General features: G+C 35.1%; 21 protein-coding genes and 1 pseudogene. 10 read left to right on the plus strand and 12 right to left on the minus strand.

Annotated elements, in window-relative coordinates; translation table 11 throughout:
• Positions 1–608: 608 nt before the first annotated feature.
• Positions 609–977: a hypothetical protein gene (locus BP861_RS04270; protein WP_292372907.1), complete on the minus strand. Its 369-nt coding sequence runs from the start codon at positions 975–977 to the stop codon at positions 609–611.
• Positions 970–2667 carry a hypothetical protein gene (locus BP861_RS04275; protein WP_292372909.1) on the minus strand — a complete coding sequence of 566 codons (1698 nt, stop codon included), beginning with the start codon at positions 2665–2667 and terminating at the stop codon, positions 970–972. The genes BP861_RS04270 and BP861_RS04275 overlap by 8 nt, the downstream gene beginning before the upstream one ends.
• A 548-nt stretch (positions 2668–3215) precedes the next feature.
• Here BP861_RS04275 and BP861_RS04280 point away from each other — a divergent pair.
• Positions 3216–3770 (plus strand): hypothetical protein, encoded by a 555-nt coding sequence (locus BP861_RS04280; protein ID WP_292372911.1) that lies wholly within the window; start codon positions 3216–3218, stop codon positions 3768–3770.
• A gap of 662 nt (positions 3771–4432) precedes the next feature.
• Here the strand turns inward: BP861_RS04280 and BP861_RS04285 are convergent.
• From BP861_RS04285 to BP861_RS04295, 3 genes are all read right to left on the minus strand, one after another.
• A complete protein-coding gene (locus tag BP861_RS04285) occupies positions 4433–4675 on the minus strand; it encodes a type II toxin-antitoxin system HicB family antitoxin (RefSeq protein ID WP_292372913.1) in 243 nt (80 codons plus the stop codon).
• 3 nt (positions 4676–4678) lie between these two features.
• Positions 4679–4873: a type II toxin-antitoxin system HicA family toxin gene (locus BP861_RS04290; RefSeq protein WP_292372914.1), complete on the minus strand. Its 195-nt coding sequence runs from the start codon at positions 4871–4873 to the stop codon at positions 4679–4681.
• Between the two features lie 68 nt (positions 4874–4941).
• Positions 4942–5124 (minus strand): type II toxin-antitoxin system HicB family antitoxin, encoded by a 183-nt coding sequence (locus BP861_RS04295; RefSeq protein ID WP_292372915.1) that lies wholly within the window; start codon positions 5122–5124, stop codon positions 4942–4944.
• 382 nt (positions 5125–5506) lie between these two features.
• Here BP861_RS04295 and BP861_RS04300 point away from each other — a divergent pair, with 382 nt between their 5' ends.
• From BP861_RS04300 to BP861_RS04310, 3 genes are read left to right on the plus strand one after another with little or no spacing between them, the layout of a single operon-like run.
• A complete protein-coding gene (locus tag BP861_RS04300; protein WP_292372916.1) occupies positions 5507–5812 on the plus strand; it encodes a nucleotidyltransferase family protein in 306 nt (101 codons plus the stop codon).
• A complete protein-coding gene (locus BP861_RS04305; RefSeq protein WP_292372918.1) occupies positions 5793–5960 on the plus strand; it encodes a hypothetical protein in 168 nt (55 codons plus the stop codon). The genes BP861_RS04300 and BP861_RS04305 overlap by 20 nt, the downstream gene beginning before the upstream one ends.
• 3 nt (positions 5961–5963) lie before the next feature.
• Positions 5964–6161, plus strand: a complete 198-nt coding sequence (locus BP861_RS04310; protein ID WP_292373284.1) for a DUF86 domain-containing protein — start codon at positions 5964–5966, stop codon at positions 6159–6161.
• A 288-nt stretch (positions 6162–6449) separates the two neighbouring features.
• On the opposite strand, the gene BP861_RS04315 is transcribed toward BP861_RS04310, so the two are convergent.
• The gene (locus tag BP861_RS04315; RefSeq protein ID WP_292372919.1) at positions 6450–7799 is read right to left on the minus strand and encodes a histidine kinase dimerization/phosphoacceptor domain -containing protein; all 1350 of its coding nucleotides are present in this window, start codon (positions 7797–7799) and stop codon (positions 6450–6452) included.
• Between the two features lie 332 nt (positions 7800–8131).
• On the opposite strand from BP861_RS04315, the gene BP861_RS04320 reads away from it, so the two are divergent.
• The 5 genes and pseudogenes from BP861_RS04320 (at position 8132) to BP861_RS04340 (ending at position 10257) form a co-directional block, all read left to right on the plus strand.
• On the plus strand, positions 8132–8467 hold the full coding sequence (locus BP861_RS04320; protein ID WP_292372921.1) for a ribbon-helix-helix domain-containing protein: 336 nt from the start codon (positions 8132–8134) through the stop codon (positions 8465–8467).
• Positions 8468–8536: 69 nt separating this feature from the next.
• Positions 8537–8838, plus strand: a pseudogene (locus BP861_RS04325) (IS21 family transposase); the annotation flags it as partial.
• Between the two features lie 284 nt (positions 8839–9122).
• A complete protein-coding gene (locus BP861_RS04330) occupies positions 9123–9428 on the plus strand; it encodes a nucleotidyltransferase family protein (RefSeq protein ID WP_394339161.1) in 306 nt (101 codons plus the stop codon).
• A 75-nt stretch (positions 9429–9503) separates the two neighbouring features.
• Entirely contained in the window at positions 9504–9776 is a 273-nt protein-coding gene (locus tag BP861_RS04335; RefSeq protein ID WP_292373286.1) for a DUF86 domain-containing protein, read from the plus strand.
• A 157-nt stretch (positions 9777–9933) separates the two neighbouring features.
• Complete coding sequence (locus tag BP861_RS04340) at positions 9934–10257, plus strand: hypothetical protein (RefSeq protein WP_292372924.1); 324 nt, start codon at positions 9934–9936, stop codon at positions 10255–10257.
• A 185-nt stretch (positions 10258–10442) separates the two neighbouring features.
• On the opposite strand, the gene BP861_RS04345 is transcribed toward BP861_RS04340, so the two are convergent.
• The 6 genes from BP861_RS04345 to BP861_RS04370 form a co-directional block, all read right to left on the minus strand.
• A complete protein-coding gene (locus BP861_RS04345) occupies positions 10443–10667 on the minus strand; it encodes a type II toxin-antitoxin system HicA family toxin (protein ID WP_292372925.1) in 225 nt (74 codons plus the stop codon).
• Entirely contained in the window at positions 10667–10885 is a 219-nt protein-coding gene (locus BP861_RS04350; RefSeq protein WP_292372927.1) for a type II toxin-antitoxin system HicB family antitoxin, read from the minus strand. Before BP861_RS04350 ends, BP861_RS04345 begins: the two co-directional genes overlap by 1 nt.
• 300 nt (positions 10886–11185) lie before the next feature.
• Complete coding sequence (locus BP861_RS04355; protein WP_292372928.1) at positions 11186–11515, minus strand: HesB/IscA family protein; 330 nt, start codon at positions 11513–11515, stop codon at positions 11186–11188.
• Between the two features lie 412 nt (positions 11516–11927).
• Positions 11928–12119, minus strand: a complete 192-nt coding sequence (locus tag BP861_RS04360; RefSeq protein WP_095644336.1) for a CxxC-x17-CxxC domain-containing protein — start codon at positions 12117–12119, stop codon at positions 11928–11930.
• Positions 12120–12437: 318 nt separating this feature from the next.
• A complete protein-coding gene (gene eif1A, locus BP861_RS04365; RefSeq protein ID WP_292373288.1) occupies positions 12438–12770 on the minus strand; it encodes a translation initiation factor eIF-1A in 333 nt (110 codons plus the stop codon).
• A gap of 267 nt (positions 12771–13037) precedes the next feature.
• On the minus strand, positions 13038–13220 hold the full coding sequence (locus BP861_RS04370) for a CxxC-x17-CxxC domain-containing protein (RefSeq protein WP_292372932.1): 183 nt from the start codon (positions 13218–13220) through the stop codon (positions 13038–13040).
• A gap of 549 nt (positions 13221–13769) precedes the next feature.
• Here BP861_RS04370 and BP861_RS04375 point away from each other — a divergent pair.
• Complete coding sequence (locus BP861_RS04375; protein WP_292372934.1) at positions 13770–14702, plus strand: Fic family protein; 933 nt, start codon at positions 13770–13772, stop codon at positions 14700–14702.
• The last annotated feature ends 20 nt before the right edge of the window (positions 14703–14722 follow it).

Consider the following 14722-nt stretch of genomic DNA (forward strand, 5'->3'; position numbering starts at 1 on the left):
AAATAGCTTTTGGGATAAGTCCTAGAATTCACCTGAAAAATGTCGCTTGAATCAGAAAAATTCCTCACGAGGAAAAATAATCGATTAATCTAAATCCTACAAAATCACCCTTATAAAGCTGCAAAAATCACGTGTTTTTAAATTTCGCTTTTCTTAACTTTATCTTCACAAACGTACTCGGGGAAGATTGAGTAGTCCTCCGGCCGGAAAATTATATTAAAACTGAAATGAACGTGGAGAAGAGTTCACTTTAATCAGAAAAACCTCCCCAAAAGGGAAAGATCACTTTTTTCAAAAGGCTTTGAGAAAGACTCCCTCTGAATCTGTATAAATCGTGAGTTTTCAATTTTCTCTGGTTTTTTCATAAAAATTTGATGACGATTTAAGAGAACGGACGGCAGGAAAAATATATTTAAATTAAATCAATTTAAAAAACTAAAAGAATTTAATTTCTCAGATCACCAATGATATTGGTAGTATTATATATAATATTAAAATTAATGGCCAGATATAGAAAAACTTCTACTCCTGGCCGATTCAAGGATATATTTATTTCATAAATACCTATCGCTTTTAGTAATGCATCACTTTGACTATTGCTTTTAATGTTACTTGAACGCAGATAATATATGCAACAGATTATTCGTGGTGGTTGTAGTTTGGAAAGCTATCAAAGATAACTCTGTTAGACATCTTTTAATCCTTTCTTTATTGGGTTTCTCCTCTTTGAGTTCAGTTTCAAGAATTAAAGTCTTTTTGCCCAACTCATCCAAAGAATTTCTATGTTCTGATAACCTTAAGTTTAGGTCTTCTAACTGTCTCTTAATAGCTTCCAAACCATCTTCTATATCTTTTTTGTTTTCCTCTTCTATAACCTTAATGTTTTTTTGCATTTTCTGAGCTACCTTAATTCCATCTCCAAAGGCAACTTGTGAATTTTCCATGTTTCCGCCAAACTGTATTATCCCTTTATTCATTTTTAAACTCCTTAGAAGCACTAAATACCTTTTGCGTAAATTGTTGCATCTTCTGAGCTACTTTAATTCCATCTCCAAAGGCAACTTGTGAATTTTCCATCTTCCCACCAAACTGCATTATTCCTTTGTTAATAAAGGAAACCATTTCGCTTCTAATAAAAGACGTGTCTATTCCTTTAGCATCTAATAAGTCTGCTACAGAGTCTATAATAGCATTTTCTATAGTATTTTGGATCAGTATGATATCTTGAGCACCAAAATAGTTCTTGTAATCAGGACTTGCAATTGTCTCCCTGAATGTCTTCGAAAGTCCATAATTATGAGGTTCTCCTCTTTTAATTTGTTCAATGTCATCACTATATTCTGTTTCTTTAGCTCTATTTATCAATATCTTAGCTAATGGACGAACAGCAAAGATAAACAAAACAAAAGCTAGAATTATCCCAATATATGGTAGCTCGGAGAATAGAATATAAACTATTATAAGACCAACAGTAACAAGCATAGATTTTACAGTAAAGAAACTATTGTTCTTTGGCAGTTTGTCTATGTTATATATATTTTCGTCGATTGGAGTTAAAACGTAAAAAGAGCACTCCGCAAACAACTCTTTTTCTATTTTTGAAAGTCTTAAAAATGTAGAGAATAATGTTGATCTATTTTTATCAAGATGACTTATATTAAAATATGTTCTATAGTCTTTAAAGATACCTTCTTCACAAATATCAAAAAACGATTTAATATTTTCAGACTGGTCATTTTCCACTGATTTATTTAATAATTGGTCAGTAAGTAATTGAAGTTGTTTATTATATGTACATGGTTTTAACCTGTCTCTTAACAGAAAACCGACTTCATCTTCCTTATTCCCATCTGCAAATAAAATAAATTTGTATGAAAGATTGGGAAGGTTTTTTGCATCAATTCTATCGCATACTGCCTCGTATAACTCTTTTAAAGATAATTCACTAATTTTACTTCCTTTTTCTTGGTTATTCTGAAATTCTACTAAAGATCCCAAACCTTTCTTTTGTTTTGTTAAATCAGTTACAAAATTCCAATTTCTAGTTTTTATCCCTGCACCTAAAAATGGGAAATAGTCTCCAAATAGTATAATATTTTGAGAATTTCCTTTGTCTTCCTCAATTATTACATTGCTTCGTGTTATCCAATCACAAAGCTTGGTTAAAATTGATTCTATCCCATTTTGTGTCTCTGAAGAGATATTTTTGTCAAATTTCGGATTAAAGTGCCCCTTGGAGAAATTTCCAAGTGCAATACTTCTATCATGAACAGGCTTGAGTAGTAATAAACAAATCGCGGATATTGAGAAAGCATAAAACATAAATTGCACAAATCCAAATTGCTCAGAATACCCATAATATAGATATTGCCAAAGTTCAAAGGAACTATAGTCATACATATATATAGAAAAAATAAGCCCTAAAAATGAAAGCACTACAGCCATTAAAGCAAATTTCATATGGTACTTAAAGGCAGCTTCAGCTTCCTTAGTAATCCTATCGATATCTAATTCGAATTCTGGACTTTTACCTTTAAATGGTTTTCGTTTAATACTGCTCAATATTTTATATGAACAGAGTAACCCTCCTTCATAGAGTTTTGCACATACAAGCCTAGTAGATCGAGGGTCTATTTTATTTTCTTCCTTATTTTTATCTATACTCAAAATATCACTTCATTACCGATTAGTATCCAACACAATTTTATGAAACTAAATTAGTTCAATTTTAGGCTAAACAGTCCACATATATGCTTGTTTCGAATTTAATTCTAAAAAATAGTCAAAAGATATCTGTAGTTTAAAAATATTGATGTAATTCACTAAAACTGTAGTGATAAATGCCTTTTTAGTTTTTTTCCGAGTGAATCCTAAAACTCAATTTGGAGTCTACAAATTTTAAGTCTCTAATAACTAAAGCTAGGCAGAAATTGAGACCGATATGTACCATATTTTCTAAATTATTAACTGAGGAATACATTATATTGAAGACTAAAAGATAAATTCATATGGAAATCATTACTTGACATGGCAAAAAATTTGGAGCCCACTATAGATGATATTTAACAACGTAGCGTACGATGTCACGAAGACGTTCCTGAAAATAATTATATAAATATGAGAGAAGCCGAATCCAAGAGTAAATGACAAAATCAAAAGATTAAAGCCAAGTTTTCCCTTTACCTAAAAGGTTAAATAAACTTGAGGAATTTTGAATGAAAAAAATCGCAATAGCGGCAGCTTTGATTCTGGTAGTGATTACAAGTGGATGTGTTTCACTTACATATGACGTGAAAGTGGATAAAAACGGGGAATTTGACAAATTTGATACCACAGTTAATACAAGTACAGTAGTATATTCTTTGATAAATGATCAGGTAAAGGAAGAAAAGGGAAAAACATTAAAGCAATATGTTATCGATGAAGGCGGAAAATACTCAGAAGTTCAGAATGAAGATAATGTTGAAGTCAAAATTTCAGGAGTTCCTGATGAGAATGTAAACGTAACAAAGGTTGACGGATATATAGTATATAATGCGGATGTAGACAATGAAGCAAAAATTGATTATTATCTCGAGATGCCAGGCAAGATAATTGAATCAAACGCTGATATTACTAATGGAAAAAAAGCCGAATGGCATATGACTGAAGGAGAATCAACACAGAATATTTACGCAAAATCTGAAATTCCTACCATTCCAGGATTTGGATTATTCAGTACTACAATTATGCTCTTGATTGCAGTGTTCAGAGTCCAGAAACGACCATAAAAAGAGAAGACTAAAAGTATTTTGTAGAAATTGAAACCGAACGAATCCAATTTCTACAAAATACTTTCCGAGATTATGAACTAATTTAAGAGTTTATCTCAAAACTCAAAATATACTCCTTGAATTTTGAATCTGAAATTGTCAATCGAGTCACAGATAATGAAAATAATTCTGAAATTTTGATCGATTTAGGAATAAAATAGGTTTTGGGATGAGCTCTAAGAATAAATAGCTATTAGGGTGAGATCAATCAGACAATAGCCCTCCTAGCAGAAAAGATCACTTTGAGCAAAAAGGCCCTGCGGAGGGCTCCTTATAAACTCCTTTAAATCCAGAAAACTCGTGGTTTTTCAATCTCACTTTGATTTTACAAACATATTTTGGGAAGATTGAGCAGACTCTCCGGCCGGGGAAATATATTTCAATTGAAATAAAAGTGAAGAGAAGATTACTTAAATTGGAAAGTTCTCCCACAAAGGGAAAAGATCACTTTTAGCAAAAAGGCCTGTAAAGGGCTCTTAATAAACTCTTTTAAATTTAGAAAACTCACAGGTATTAGGTTTTCAATATCTACAAACGTATTCGGGGAAGATTAAAGCAGACCGCCGGCAGGAAAAATATATTTAATGTGACTTAAAAGAGGTTTGAAGTAAAAAATAAAATTATACAACTTCAGAACTGGTAGAAGGTTTTTCGGCAATAGCCACGTACTCGGCAAAGGACTCTGATTCAGGAATAGGCAAATTGTCCTCAAGAAGTCCCTGCACGTGCATTTCAATGGCTTCATAGATGTTTTTCTCTACCTCTTCTCTGGTGGAACCGGTAGCTACACAGCCCGGTAGGTCAGGAGAATATGCCGAGTAGTTATTATTTGCTTTTTCGATTACAACGAGGAAACGGTGCATGATTCAGTCCTCTATTTTTAATTGAGCCTGTTTTAATATGCTGTTCAATGTTCCTGGAGCAAGATCATCTCCACTATGCCCTGCAATTGTTACCCTGCCTGGTTTAGTTGGATGCTTATATTGCCGGTGGCTACCTTTTGTTGCAACCAGATACCAGTCATCGGCTTCAAGAAGTTTTATGACCTCACGTACTTTCATTTCAATCTGTCTTCATGTATATTTAAATGTAATTCGAAAACTCAGCTTTTTCTAACAGGAAGCTTATTTCAAAAAGGGTTATGCAGTTCATCTTCTGCGAGAGATTCCAGACAAACCTGAATCGCTTCTTTAATATTCTCAATAGCTTCTTCTACAGTATCTCCCTGTGAAAAACAGCCCGGTAAACCGGAGCAGCTGGCAATAAATCCCCCTACTTCTTCGTCTTCTTCAAGGATAATTTTGAACCGCATAAAACCGATTATGAGGTTTTTACTTAAATTTGTATGGGTGAAAAGATTTGACATTTGGTTTATTCAATAAATATAACACCTGAAAAATTCCACTTGAATCATAAAAAACCTCCCTCACAGGAAAAGAATCGCTTAATCTAAAGAAGCTCTGCAAAGTGCTCTTTATAAAGCTGCAAAAATCATGGGTTCTTCAATTTCGCTTTTCTTCACTTATCTTAACAACCGTACTCGGGGAAGATTCCAGCAAACAGCCGGCGAGAGAAATATATTTCAACTGAATTGAATATGAAGAAGATTTAACCCTCCTCCTTTAGTAATTATAAATACTACAACCGCAAAATACTATGATATCTCAAAAAGAAACCAAATAGAGCCTGAAAAAATGCCGGAAAACCAAAAAGAAGCTGACATTTACATTCGGAAACTCCATGAAATGTTCCCTGAGCTTAAAGAAAAGTACCATGTCAGCTACCTGGGGATTTTTGGGTCTTACATAAGGAGAGAGCAAAAATCAGAAAGTGATCTTGACATACTCGTTGAGTTCAGCAAGACCCCTACTATTTTTAAATTTGTCAATCTCGAAAATTACCTTTCGGATGTTCTGGGTATTAAGGTAGACCTTGTTATGAAAGATGCCTTGAAGCCGAACATAGGCAAACACATCCTGAGTGAAGTTGAGGCTGTCTGAAGAGGGATTAAAAATTCGTGAAGTAAAAGACTGTATCCAGGATATCTATGACGCAATGGAAGCCGCAGAAGAATTTATCAACGGCTGGACATTTGAAGAGTTTACCGAAGATCGTAAAACCCAGTTTGCAGTCGTTAGGGCTCTGTAGATCATTGGTGAAGCAACAAAGAATGTCCCATTTGAAATACGTGAAAAATATCCTTCCGTTCCGTGGAAGGATCTGGCAGGGATACGGGACAAATTGGTTCATGCTTACTTCGGAGTGAACCTGAAAGTAGTCTGGTTATCAGTTAAAGAAGGTATTCCCGAAGCAAAACCGGATCTCAAACAAATACTGGACGAGATGTAAATGATCATAAAAACCGTCCCCAAAAGGGAAAGATCACTTTGAGCAAAAAGGCCCTGCGGAGGGCTCCTTTTAAACTCCTTTAAATCTGCAAAAATCGCGGTTTTTCAATTCTCTTTTCTTAATAACCGTATTCGGGGAAAACTTCATCCAATACTCTGCGCCCCCACAGAAGATGGATTCATTGTGAATAGATAAGTTCCCTTACTTATTTTTGAGTTATAAAATATCTTAAATCTTCCGTATATAAACTATTTAAGGTATAATTAGCTAAAGTAAATAAAAAGATCTCTATACCAATTTGTTAAAGTAAATGCTGAATTCAGTCCCATTATTCCTTTTAAGTTCAATGTAACCTTCTATTTGTTCAACAAGAATGTTCACAATCTGGAGACCGAGAGAATTCGTATTCTGATGATCGATCTCCTCCGGAAATCCATTACCATTATCGGATACTATCAAAATAAACTGAAATTTTTTTTTATTTATACAGTTTTGTTCTGTTCCTGAGTTTCTGACACTTTTATATCTTTTTTCACATTTTTCTGTTGTATGAAGACTTACATGGATTTTTCCGCCTTTTTGGGCTGGAAAAGCATACTTCAGAGCATTTGAGATCAGTTCATTGACAATAATTCCGAGTGGGATTGCGGTATTCATGTCCAAGTATATCTTTTCAAGTTCAAGCTTCAGGCTGATTTCCTCATTTCTTAATCTGTATGAATGAAAAAGATTATTCGTGAGTTTTCGGAGATAATCTGTAAAGTCAAGATTATTTACTTCGTCTCCTTTGTAGAGTTCTTCATGAATCAGAGCCATGGAAGTAACCCGATTCTGGCTTTCCCGAAATGCTTCAAGCATTTTTGCATCAGTAGATCTGTCAGCTTCGAGGCTGAGAAGAGACGAGATTACTTGCAAGTTATTTTTTATCCTGTGGTAGATTTCTTTTATACGAGCTTCATACGTTTTTTTAAGAGTAAAATCTGCAGCTTTTCTTTTTGTAATATCGCGAATTAAACCTTGTACACATCCTTGTGATCTGGAGCCTGCTGGAAGTTTCTGGAGAATTTGCAGAACCCATCTTGTTTCCCCGTCCTTTCTTAATATTCTGTACTCTATTTCGGTAGAGATATCTGACTCATACATAGCTTTTTTTAAGTTTTCACAAGCTAATAAACGATCTTCGGGTGTAATTATTTCTACCCACTTAACTTTACCGGAAAGAAAATCTTCTTTATCGTAACCTGTGACGCCTTCTAGATCTCCATCTATGAATATTAGTACAAAGTTTTCTTTTACTCTGAATCCTATAAGACCTTCAATATTTTGTTCTAAAAGACAATTTTTTTCTCTTGAATGATTGATTTTTTTAGTTTTGATCTCGTAAACAGATTTAAGCCATTCTTGACCTTCTTTAGTTTTCATTAGGACTTCAAGCAAATCAGGAATTCGAGTCTCATGTTCCTTTAATTCCTTAATTTTTATATACTCGTATTTTCCAAAAAATTCAGATAATGCTAGAGATACTACATCGGAAACGCTAGAAAATTCGGGAGTTTTAGCTAGTTCCAGGCACTGTTTTTTGATCCACGGAGATACTGTGGCATTAATTTGTTCTTTTTTCTTTACGACTTTGGCCATTTATAATCTCCGTTTATTAACTCGATATATAGTTCTTTAAAAATGTATATATAATGTAGTGAAGTTTTTACTACACTATATAGCAATTACTCCATAAAACGAAAAAAAATATTTTGGAAATCAATTGAGGTTAATTTTCTATTATGATTCTTTTTAGATTGATGATTCTTTTTAGATCGGAAAATCTAAACCATATTGATATTTATTATAATTTAGTTCGTCGTATTTGGTGAATAATTCATACTATATGATGAATTATTCACCTAAATAGTTTTGTATTGGGCTTAAAATCATAGAATTGTTTATATTAGAGGCAACAGTATGATTTAGTAATGAAAGAACGATTTACTATTTCGATGGATAATGATCTTGCACAATGGCTTGATAAATTATGTGACGAAAAAATATTCAGCAGCCGAAGTCACGGGATTGAATTTTGTGTTAAACAAATAAAAAAAATGACTATAGAGAAAGTTGTACTTTTACACTGGGGTAAAACAGAGGTAGAACCTGTATTTTTATCGAAAAAAAACGCTCAAATACTTACCAAAATATCTGAAGAATTAAACCTCAGTCCCGAAGATACACTGGGTATTCTTTTGTATAAAGAGTTAGAGAACATAAGTAAAAATACAGGATTAGAAAAAGGTGTCAATGCCGGTGAATAACTCCTCATTTTAGCCAGATTTAAATTCCCCAATTTCCAATCCTCGAGAAAAGATTGAGGATCATAAATAATGCTGAAAAAGGAAGAATGGTTATTGATACAAGTGTTGCATTCAAAAGGCTTCTGTATCAGTGAAATCGCCAGACAAATAGATCACGATAGGAAAACTGTGAGGAAAGATCTAAATCTGAAGACGCAACCCGAATCTTACAAACGTCTAACAAGACCCAGTAAACTTGACTCATATAAACCTTACATACTAAAAGGATTAATGACGATTCCTGTGCCTCTGCTTGTCTCTATTGTGAAATCCAGAATATGAGCTTTGATGGAGGAGAAACTATAGTAAAGGATTTTGTAAAAGAAGCAAAATTAGATGAAAATCCCTGAATTACTTCTCTAAGAGCTAAAATATAACTTTTTAAGCTTTTAAAGGGTTCCTTCTAACTCTGATCTCTTTAAACATAAAAAACGTTTTTTCAACTTCGTTTCAATTTTACAACAGTTTTAGGAGAAGATTTTAGTAGCCCGCTGGAGAAATATTAAAACTGAATTAAGCGTGAAGAAGATTTTACTCTCCTTCTTTAGTAATTATAAATACTACAACTGCAAAATACTATGTTATCTCAAAAATGAACCAAATAGAGCCTGAAATAATGTCGGAAAACCGAAAAGAAGCTGACACTTATATTCGAAAACTCCATGAAATGCTCCCTGAGCTTAAAGAAAAGTACCATGTCAGCTACCTGGGGATTTTTGGGTCTTACATAAGGGGAGAGCAGAGATCCGGAAGCGATCTTGACATACTCGTCGAGTTCAGCAAGACCCCTACTATTTTTAAATTTGTCAACCTTGAAAATTACCTTTCGGATGTTCTGGGCGTTAAGGTAGACCTTGTTATGAAAGATGCCTTGAAGCCGAACATAGGCAAACACATCCTGAGTGAAGTTGAGACTGTCTGAAGAGGGATTAAAAACTCGTGAAGTAAAAGACTGTATCCAGGATATTTATGATGCAATGGAAGCGCAGAAGAATTTATCAACGGCTGGACATTTGAAGAGTTTACCGAAGATCGTAAAACCCAGTTTGCAGTCGTTAGGGCTCTGGAGATCATTGGCGAAGCAACAAAGAATGTCCCATTTGAAATACGTGAAAAATACCCTTCCGTTCCGTGGAAAAATCTGGCAGGGATACGGGACAAATTGATTCATGCTTACTTTGGAGTGAACCTGGAAGTAGTCTGGTTATTTGTTAAAGAAGGTATTCCCGAAGCAAAACCGGATATCAAACGAATACTGAATGAAATGTGATAAAATAGCCTTTCCAAAGGAAAAGATCATTTTATTAAAAAGGCCATGTGGAGGGCTCCTTATAAATATGCAATTTTACTGAATTAATAGTCTCCTAGGGTTTCAAATTCATATATTATATAGCGGTGTTTTTATTCAAGAAAAGAGAATCAAGAGTATGGACTTCACAGGGCCATGGTACATTTATGAGATGGAATTATGGGATGAAGACTATTTCAATATGGAAGTTCAGGCTTATATTGTGATAGAGCCAGACAATATGGGACATTTTCAATTTGATTTAGTTTCTGGTGATATAGACGGAAGGATCGTTGATTATGCTGGTGGCAAAAGGTTTGAATTCACCTGGGAAGGAAATGATGAGTGCGACCATGTCTTTGGTAGTGGCTGGGTCAGGATAAAAGAAAAAGACATACTGGAAGGCGAGTTTAGATTTCATCGCGGAGACAGCTCTACTTTTCTAGCAAGAAAAGCAAAGTAATAAACTCAAGTTTTTTATCTTTTCGTAACAGATGTACTCGGGCAAGATTTCAGCAGACTTCCCGAAATTTATTAAAACTGAATTAAAGCGGGAAAATATTGCCATTTTGTATTTAAGAGTCCGTTTTCGGATATATCTCCTGACTTCAGGATACACACGAAAAAGTGGCTGAACTCACAAAGATTTTACTTCAAAAGAGCTTCAAATTCTTCCACTGTCAGTCCTGAAGCTTTTATCAAACTTCTTAAGAGGCCTGGTTTCAGTTCTTTGTGCTTCGGAACAGTCAGCGTAACTTTTGAGCCTTCTTTTCTCAGGACAACATGACTTCCTACCTGCTGGTGAGGGAGCCAGCCAGCTTTAGAAAAGGCCTTAATCGCCTGCATTCCGGAAATTACAGGAAGTCCAGACATTAAGCAACCACATCAACGACTCTGCAGGAAGATTTCCCAATACATTCCTGCAGTTCGTCTTCTGCCAGGGATTCCAAACAAGCCTGGATTGCTTCTTTAATATTTTCAATAGCTTCTTCTACCGTATCTCCCTGCGAAAAACAACCTGTTAAGGCCGGACAACTGGCAATAAATCCCCCAACTTCTTCATCTTCCTCAAGGATAATTTTGAACCGCATAAATATCAGTTATAGGCTTTTTACTTAAATTACTATGGGTAAAAGGGTTTGCTTTCTGATTTATTTAGAGGACATAATAGGTTAACAGTTTTTCACGGCAATCAGACAAAGCCCTCCGAAGGAAAAGATCACTTTTTTCAAAAAGACCCTGCAAAGAGTTCCTTTTAAATCTGCAAAAATTGTAGCCTTTAATTTCCCTGATTTCTACAAACCTGTTCGGGGAAGGTTTAAGTAAACCGCCAGCAGGAAAAGTATATTTAGAACTTATCCTAAAATCAATTATTGAGTTTGTTCAAAACTTTACTCTGCATCGCATATGTAACATTCTTCGCAGTTGTCACAGTTGCCAGTGAATGCGTTTTGTATTATGAAAGTTTTACCTGCACTGTCAGCTTTGAAATCAATGCTACCGTCAGGAAAACCAACCGCCACTTTCGGTGCCATGACGATCTTGATACCATTATTCTCCTTGATTACATCAAATTCATTTATATCATCAGCAAGTGCTAATCCATAGTGAACATCTGCACTTGACTCAGTTATATAGATCCGTATCGCTGGTTGCTCGATCCCTTCTTTCTCGAATAATGATTTAAGCTCTGCAGCAGCTCTGTTTGTAATTTCTATCATTTATGTACCCCAATTTCCATATATAATTGTCCATTTCTTTCCAGATGTAAATTGACAATTTATATAGCATTATTTATTGAAGCTGATATATAAATGCCTTGTTTTCTAATTGAGTTATCCAAAACCAGTTTTACTACTACATCGTTACATGATCCATAATTGACTTGAAATTAGTCACTTTCAATCAGAAAAACAGTCCCCAAAAGGGAAAGATCACTTTTATCATAAGGCCCTGCGGAGGGCTCCTTATAAATCTGTAATATCTATGGGGATAAAAAAACTAGTTTTTAATAATAAAATATTCAAAAAAAGCAAAAACGTAAGTCCGCTTGAGAGAAGCGAAACGGACCACGTATCGTCGAGCCGCAACTCGACCGAGACGAATATCGTGTTCCCGAAGCGAAATTCGGGCTTAGTATCTACGGTTTTCCCTTGGCGTCCTGTGGTTAGGAAGACATTCTCTACAGTAAACTGGTCTTTCTGGATCAGGTTTGAAAGGCACTTCGGTTTCAGCACCGCAATCAGAACAGGTTGTCTTGTGCATTTCTCTGGGAGCGCCGAAATTAGAATTTCCTCTGAACATATTTCTGTCGTTAAAAGCCATTTTTGTTTCACCTTTGTTTTAGTTTTTGCTAATTGTTTAAAATAAGATTGTATAGAACTCTTTGTTTAAAATCAAAAATTGGTTTTTAACAACAGATGATTATACGGATCTTTATTTATCAACGTATGTACAAGAGGATTATAACATATAAATGTATCTATAAAAATGAGGTCACGCTTCCTCAAATGAGAAAATACCTTATGTCCAGGGCTTATGAGACAGATAAAAGTGACCAAGATATGGATTTAAGGCGTCTTTTGCAGACACCTTTATTTCAGTTACCTATCTATACTAGGCATCTTTATTCGATAATTCAAATCAGTACTTAATGTAGCCTTTCCGTTCAAGCCATTCGACCTGTGGCCTTGTATATTTCCAGGCAATATCGGCTTTGGAATCCTGAATTTCCCATGGGTTAGCGATAACAATATCGCCTTCACGAATCCACATTTTTTTATGTTTAGAACCCGGGATCCTACCCATTCGTACAACTCCGTCCATACACTGAAGTGTTACTCTTTTCGAACCAAGTAAACTCGCAACCTTTGCCAGGACTTCGTTTCTGTCCTTGCGAGGGGTTCGTACCCTGGATACTTCAGGTGTATCTCCTGAGTTTACTGATTTTGCGGATCCAAATCTCTTTTTTCTAATAGTGCTTCTGTAATTAGCCAGGTTAATTCCTCCTCGATAATCTTTGATTGATTTCTATATAAGTTGAGTTAAAAACTGATAAGTTGAAAATTAAATAATTAGCACCAATTATTATTCTCGATGCTGTTTTGTTCCTTCTTTTTCTTGCTTCACTAGTGGAAATAAGTAAAGAAAACAAAGAGAATAAACCAAAAAAAACAAAAAGAAAAGATGAATCAGGCGTTAATGAAGCTTAATTGCAAAATTAACATCTGATGTAGATTATCTTTAGAACTTCCTGTGATTTGGAAGACATTCCCTGCAGTATACTGGCCTGCCTTCAGTAGGTTTGAATGGTACTTCGGTTTCAACACCGCAGTCAGAACAGGTCACTTTTGTCATTTCCCTTGGTCCGCTGTTACCGCGGAAACCTCCGGAATTTCCCCTGAAATTTCTGTTATTAAAAGCCATTTTCGTTTCACCTCCGCTTTAGCGGATAATCGTTAGTTTAAAAACAAGATTGTATAGACCCTTACATTAAAAAACAAAAATTGGTTTTTAATAACAGATTATACGTCTCTTTATTTTCAGCAACTACATTACATGGTCAAATTATATAAATGCATCTATACAAAAAGGAGCATACTCTTTCAAATGAGAGATGATTTTTAGACGTAGTTCCCAGAGAAATAACCAGATATTTTATTAATAGTTTCTGAAAGCAGGATTACTTAAAAACTTTCGCTCTAATTTGAAAGCAGCCCTCCAAAGGAAAAGATCAGTTTGATGAAAAAAGGCCCTGCAAAGTACTCTTTACAAATCCACAAAAAGTAGTTTTCAATAGTAGTTTTCAATTTATCTATTCTTATAAAACGTATTCGGGGAAGATTCCAGTAGACAGTCAGCAGGAAAAATATACTTTAACTGAAGTGAAATAAATAAAAAATATCTATATCGGATAACTATGAAAATTGCCGATACCGATATATATCAGAGGATATATATCGGAGATATTAAATTATGACACATACCGATACATCCCTGATTCAAGAAGAACTTCTTGCACGAATAAATGAAAAAATGAAACAGCTAAACTTCATGCGGCCCATCCCTGCAGATGCTTTATCAAGGCTACATGAAGAAATGAGGCTGGTTCATACCTATCACTCCAATGCAATAGAGGGAAATACACTGACGCTCCAGGAAACAAAACTTATTCTGGAGGAAGGGCTGACTATTGGCGGAAAATCGCTTAGAGAACATCTTGAAGCAAGCAACAACGCAAAAGCTTTTGACCGGATGGAAGAACTGGCAAAGAAAAAACATGCAATAGATCATGTTACAATTCAGGAAATCCATGAAATTGTAACTAGAAGCATACTAGAGGATGCCGGAAAGTACCGCACAAGAAACGTTAGAATAGCAGGTGCTGTAAAGACTCCACCTGATTGGTCGAAGATAGTTAAACTGATGGATGAACTTATTGAAAAGGTAGCTGAAAGCAAAAAACATCCAATTGAAACAGCTTCTTTCCTGCATCACAGGTTTGTTGAAATTCATCCCTTCAGTGACGGAAACGGCCGAGTGGCCCGGCTTCTCACAAATCTGTATTTGATGGCAAGATATTATCCTCCTGTCGTACTCAAAAAAGAGGATAGAGGAAAATATTACAAATCCCTTAGAGCCGCAGATTCTGGAAACTTGGGACCATTTGCCAATTTCATTGCAAAAGCCGTGGATGAAAACCTGACCCTATATCTCTCCATTTCAGGAGGAAATGACGAACTGCTGCCTCTAAAAGAGCTTGCCATCGAAACTCCTTATTCTCAAGAATATCTCAGCCTACGAGCTAGACAGGGGTTTCTAGATGCAGTAAAAATAGGGAAAACATGGTATAGCTCAAAACGTGCAGTTAAGAACTATCTATCTGAGCACGGAAAAAAGGATGTTTGATTTTTGTTTTTAATAAATGT

The sequence above is a fragment of the Methanosarcina sp. UBA411 genome (assembly GCF_002495725.1).
GTDB lineage: Archaea > Halobacteriota > Methanosarcinia > Methanosarcinales > Methanosarcinaceae > Methanosarcina.

Excerpts from the sequence above, each read along its gene's own strand:
- BP861_RS04320 (WP_292372921.1), top strand. The coding sequence starts at position 8,132 with ATGAAAGAACGATTTACTATTTCGATGGATAATGATCTTGCACAATGG.
- BP861_RS04370 (WP_292372932.1), bottom strand. The coding sequence starts at position 13,220 with ATGGCTTTTAATAACAGAAATTTCAGGGGAAATTCCGGAGGTTTCCGC.
- BP861_RS04300 (WP_292372916.1), top strand. The coding sequence starts at position 5,507 with ATGCCGGAAAACCAAAAAGAAGCTGACATTTACATTCGGAAACTCCAT.
- BP861_RS04295 (WP_292372915.1), bottom strand. The coding sequence starts at position 5,124 with ATGCGGTTCAAAATTATCCTTGAAGAAGACGAAGAAGTAGGGGGATTT.
- BP861_RS04290 (WP_292372914.1), bottom strand. The coding sequence starts at position 4,873 with ATGAAAGTACGTGAGGTCATAAAACTTCTTGAAGCCGATGACTGGTAT.
- BP861_RS04285 (WP_292372913.1), bottom strand. The coding sequence starts at position 4,675 with ATGCACCGTTTCCTCGTTGTAATCGAAAAAGCAAATAATAACTACTCG.
- BP861_RS04345 (WP_292372925.1), bottom strand. The coding sequence starts at position 10,667 with ATGTCTGGACTTCCTGTAATTTCCGGAATGCAGGCGATTAAGGCCTTT.
- BP861_RS04340 (WP_292372924.1), top strand. The coding sequence starts at position 9,934 with ATGGACTTCACAGGGCCATGGTACATTTATGAGATGGAATTATGGGAT.
- BP861_RS04350 (WP_292372927.1), bottom strand. The coding sequence starts at position 10,885 with ATGCGGTTCAAAATTATCCTTGAGGAAGATGAAGAAGTTGGGGGATTT.
- BP861_RS04375 (WP_292372934.1), top strand. The coding sequence starts at position 13,770 with ATGACACATACCGATACATCCCTGATTCAAGAAGAACTTCTTGCACGA.
- BP861_RS04280 (WP_292372911.1), top strand. The coding sequence starts at position 3,216 with ATGAAAAAAATCGCAATAGCGGCAGCTTTGATTCTGGTAGTGATTACA.
- BP861_RS04355 (WP_292372928.1), bottom strand. The coding sequence starts at position 11,515 with ATGATAGAAATTACAAACAGAGCTGCTGCAGAGCTTAAATCATTATTC.
- BP861_RS04315 (WP_292372919.1), bottom strand. The coding sequence starts at position 7,799 with ATGGCCAAAGTCGTAAAGAAAAAAGAACAAATTAATGCCACAGTATCT.
- BP861_RS04330 (WP_394339161.1), top strand. The coding sequence starts at position 9,123 with ATGTCGGAAAACCGAAAAGAAGCTGACACTTATATTCGAAAACTCCAT.
- BP861_RS04270 (WP_292372907.1), bottom strand. The coding sequence starts at position 977 with ATGAATAAAGGGATAATACAGTTTGGCGGAAACATGGAAAATTCACAA.
- BP861_RS04360 (WP_095644336.1), bottom strand. The coding sequence starts at position 12,119 with ATGGCTTTTAACGACAGAAATATGTTCAGAGGAAATTCTAATTTCGGC.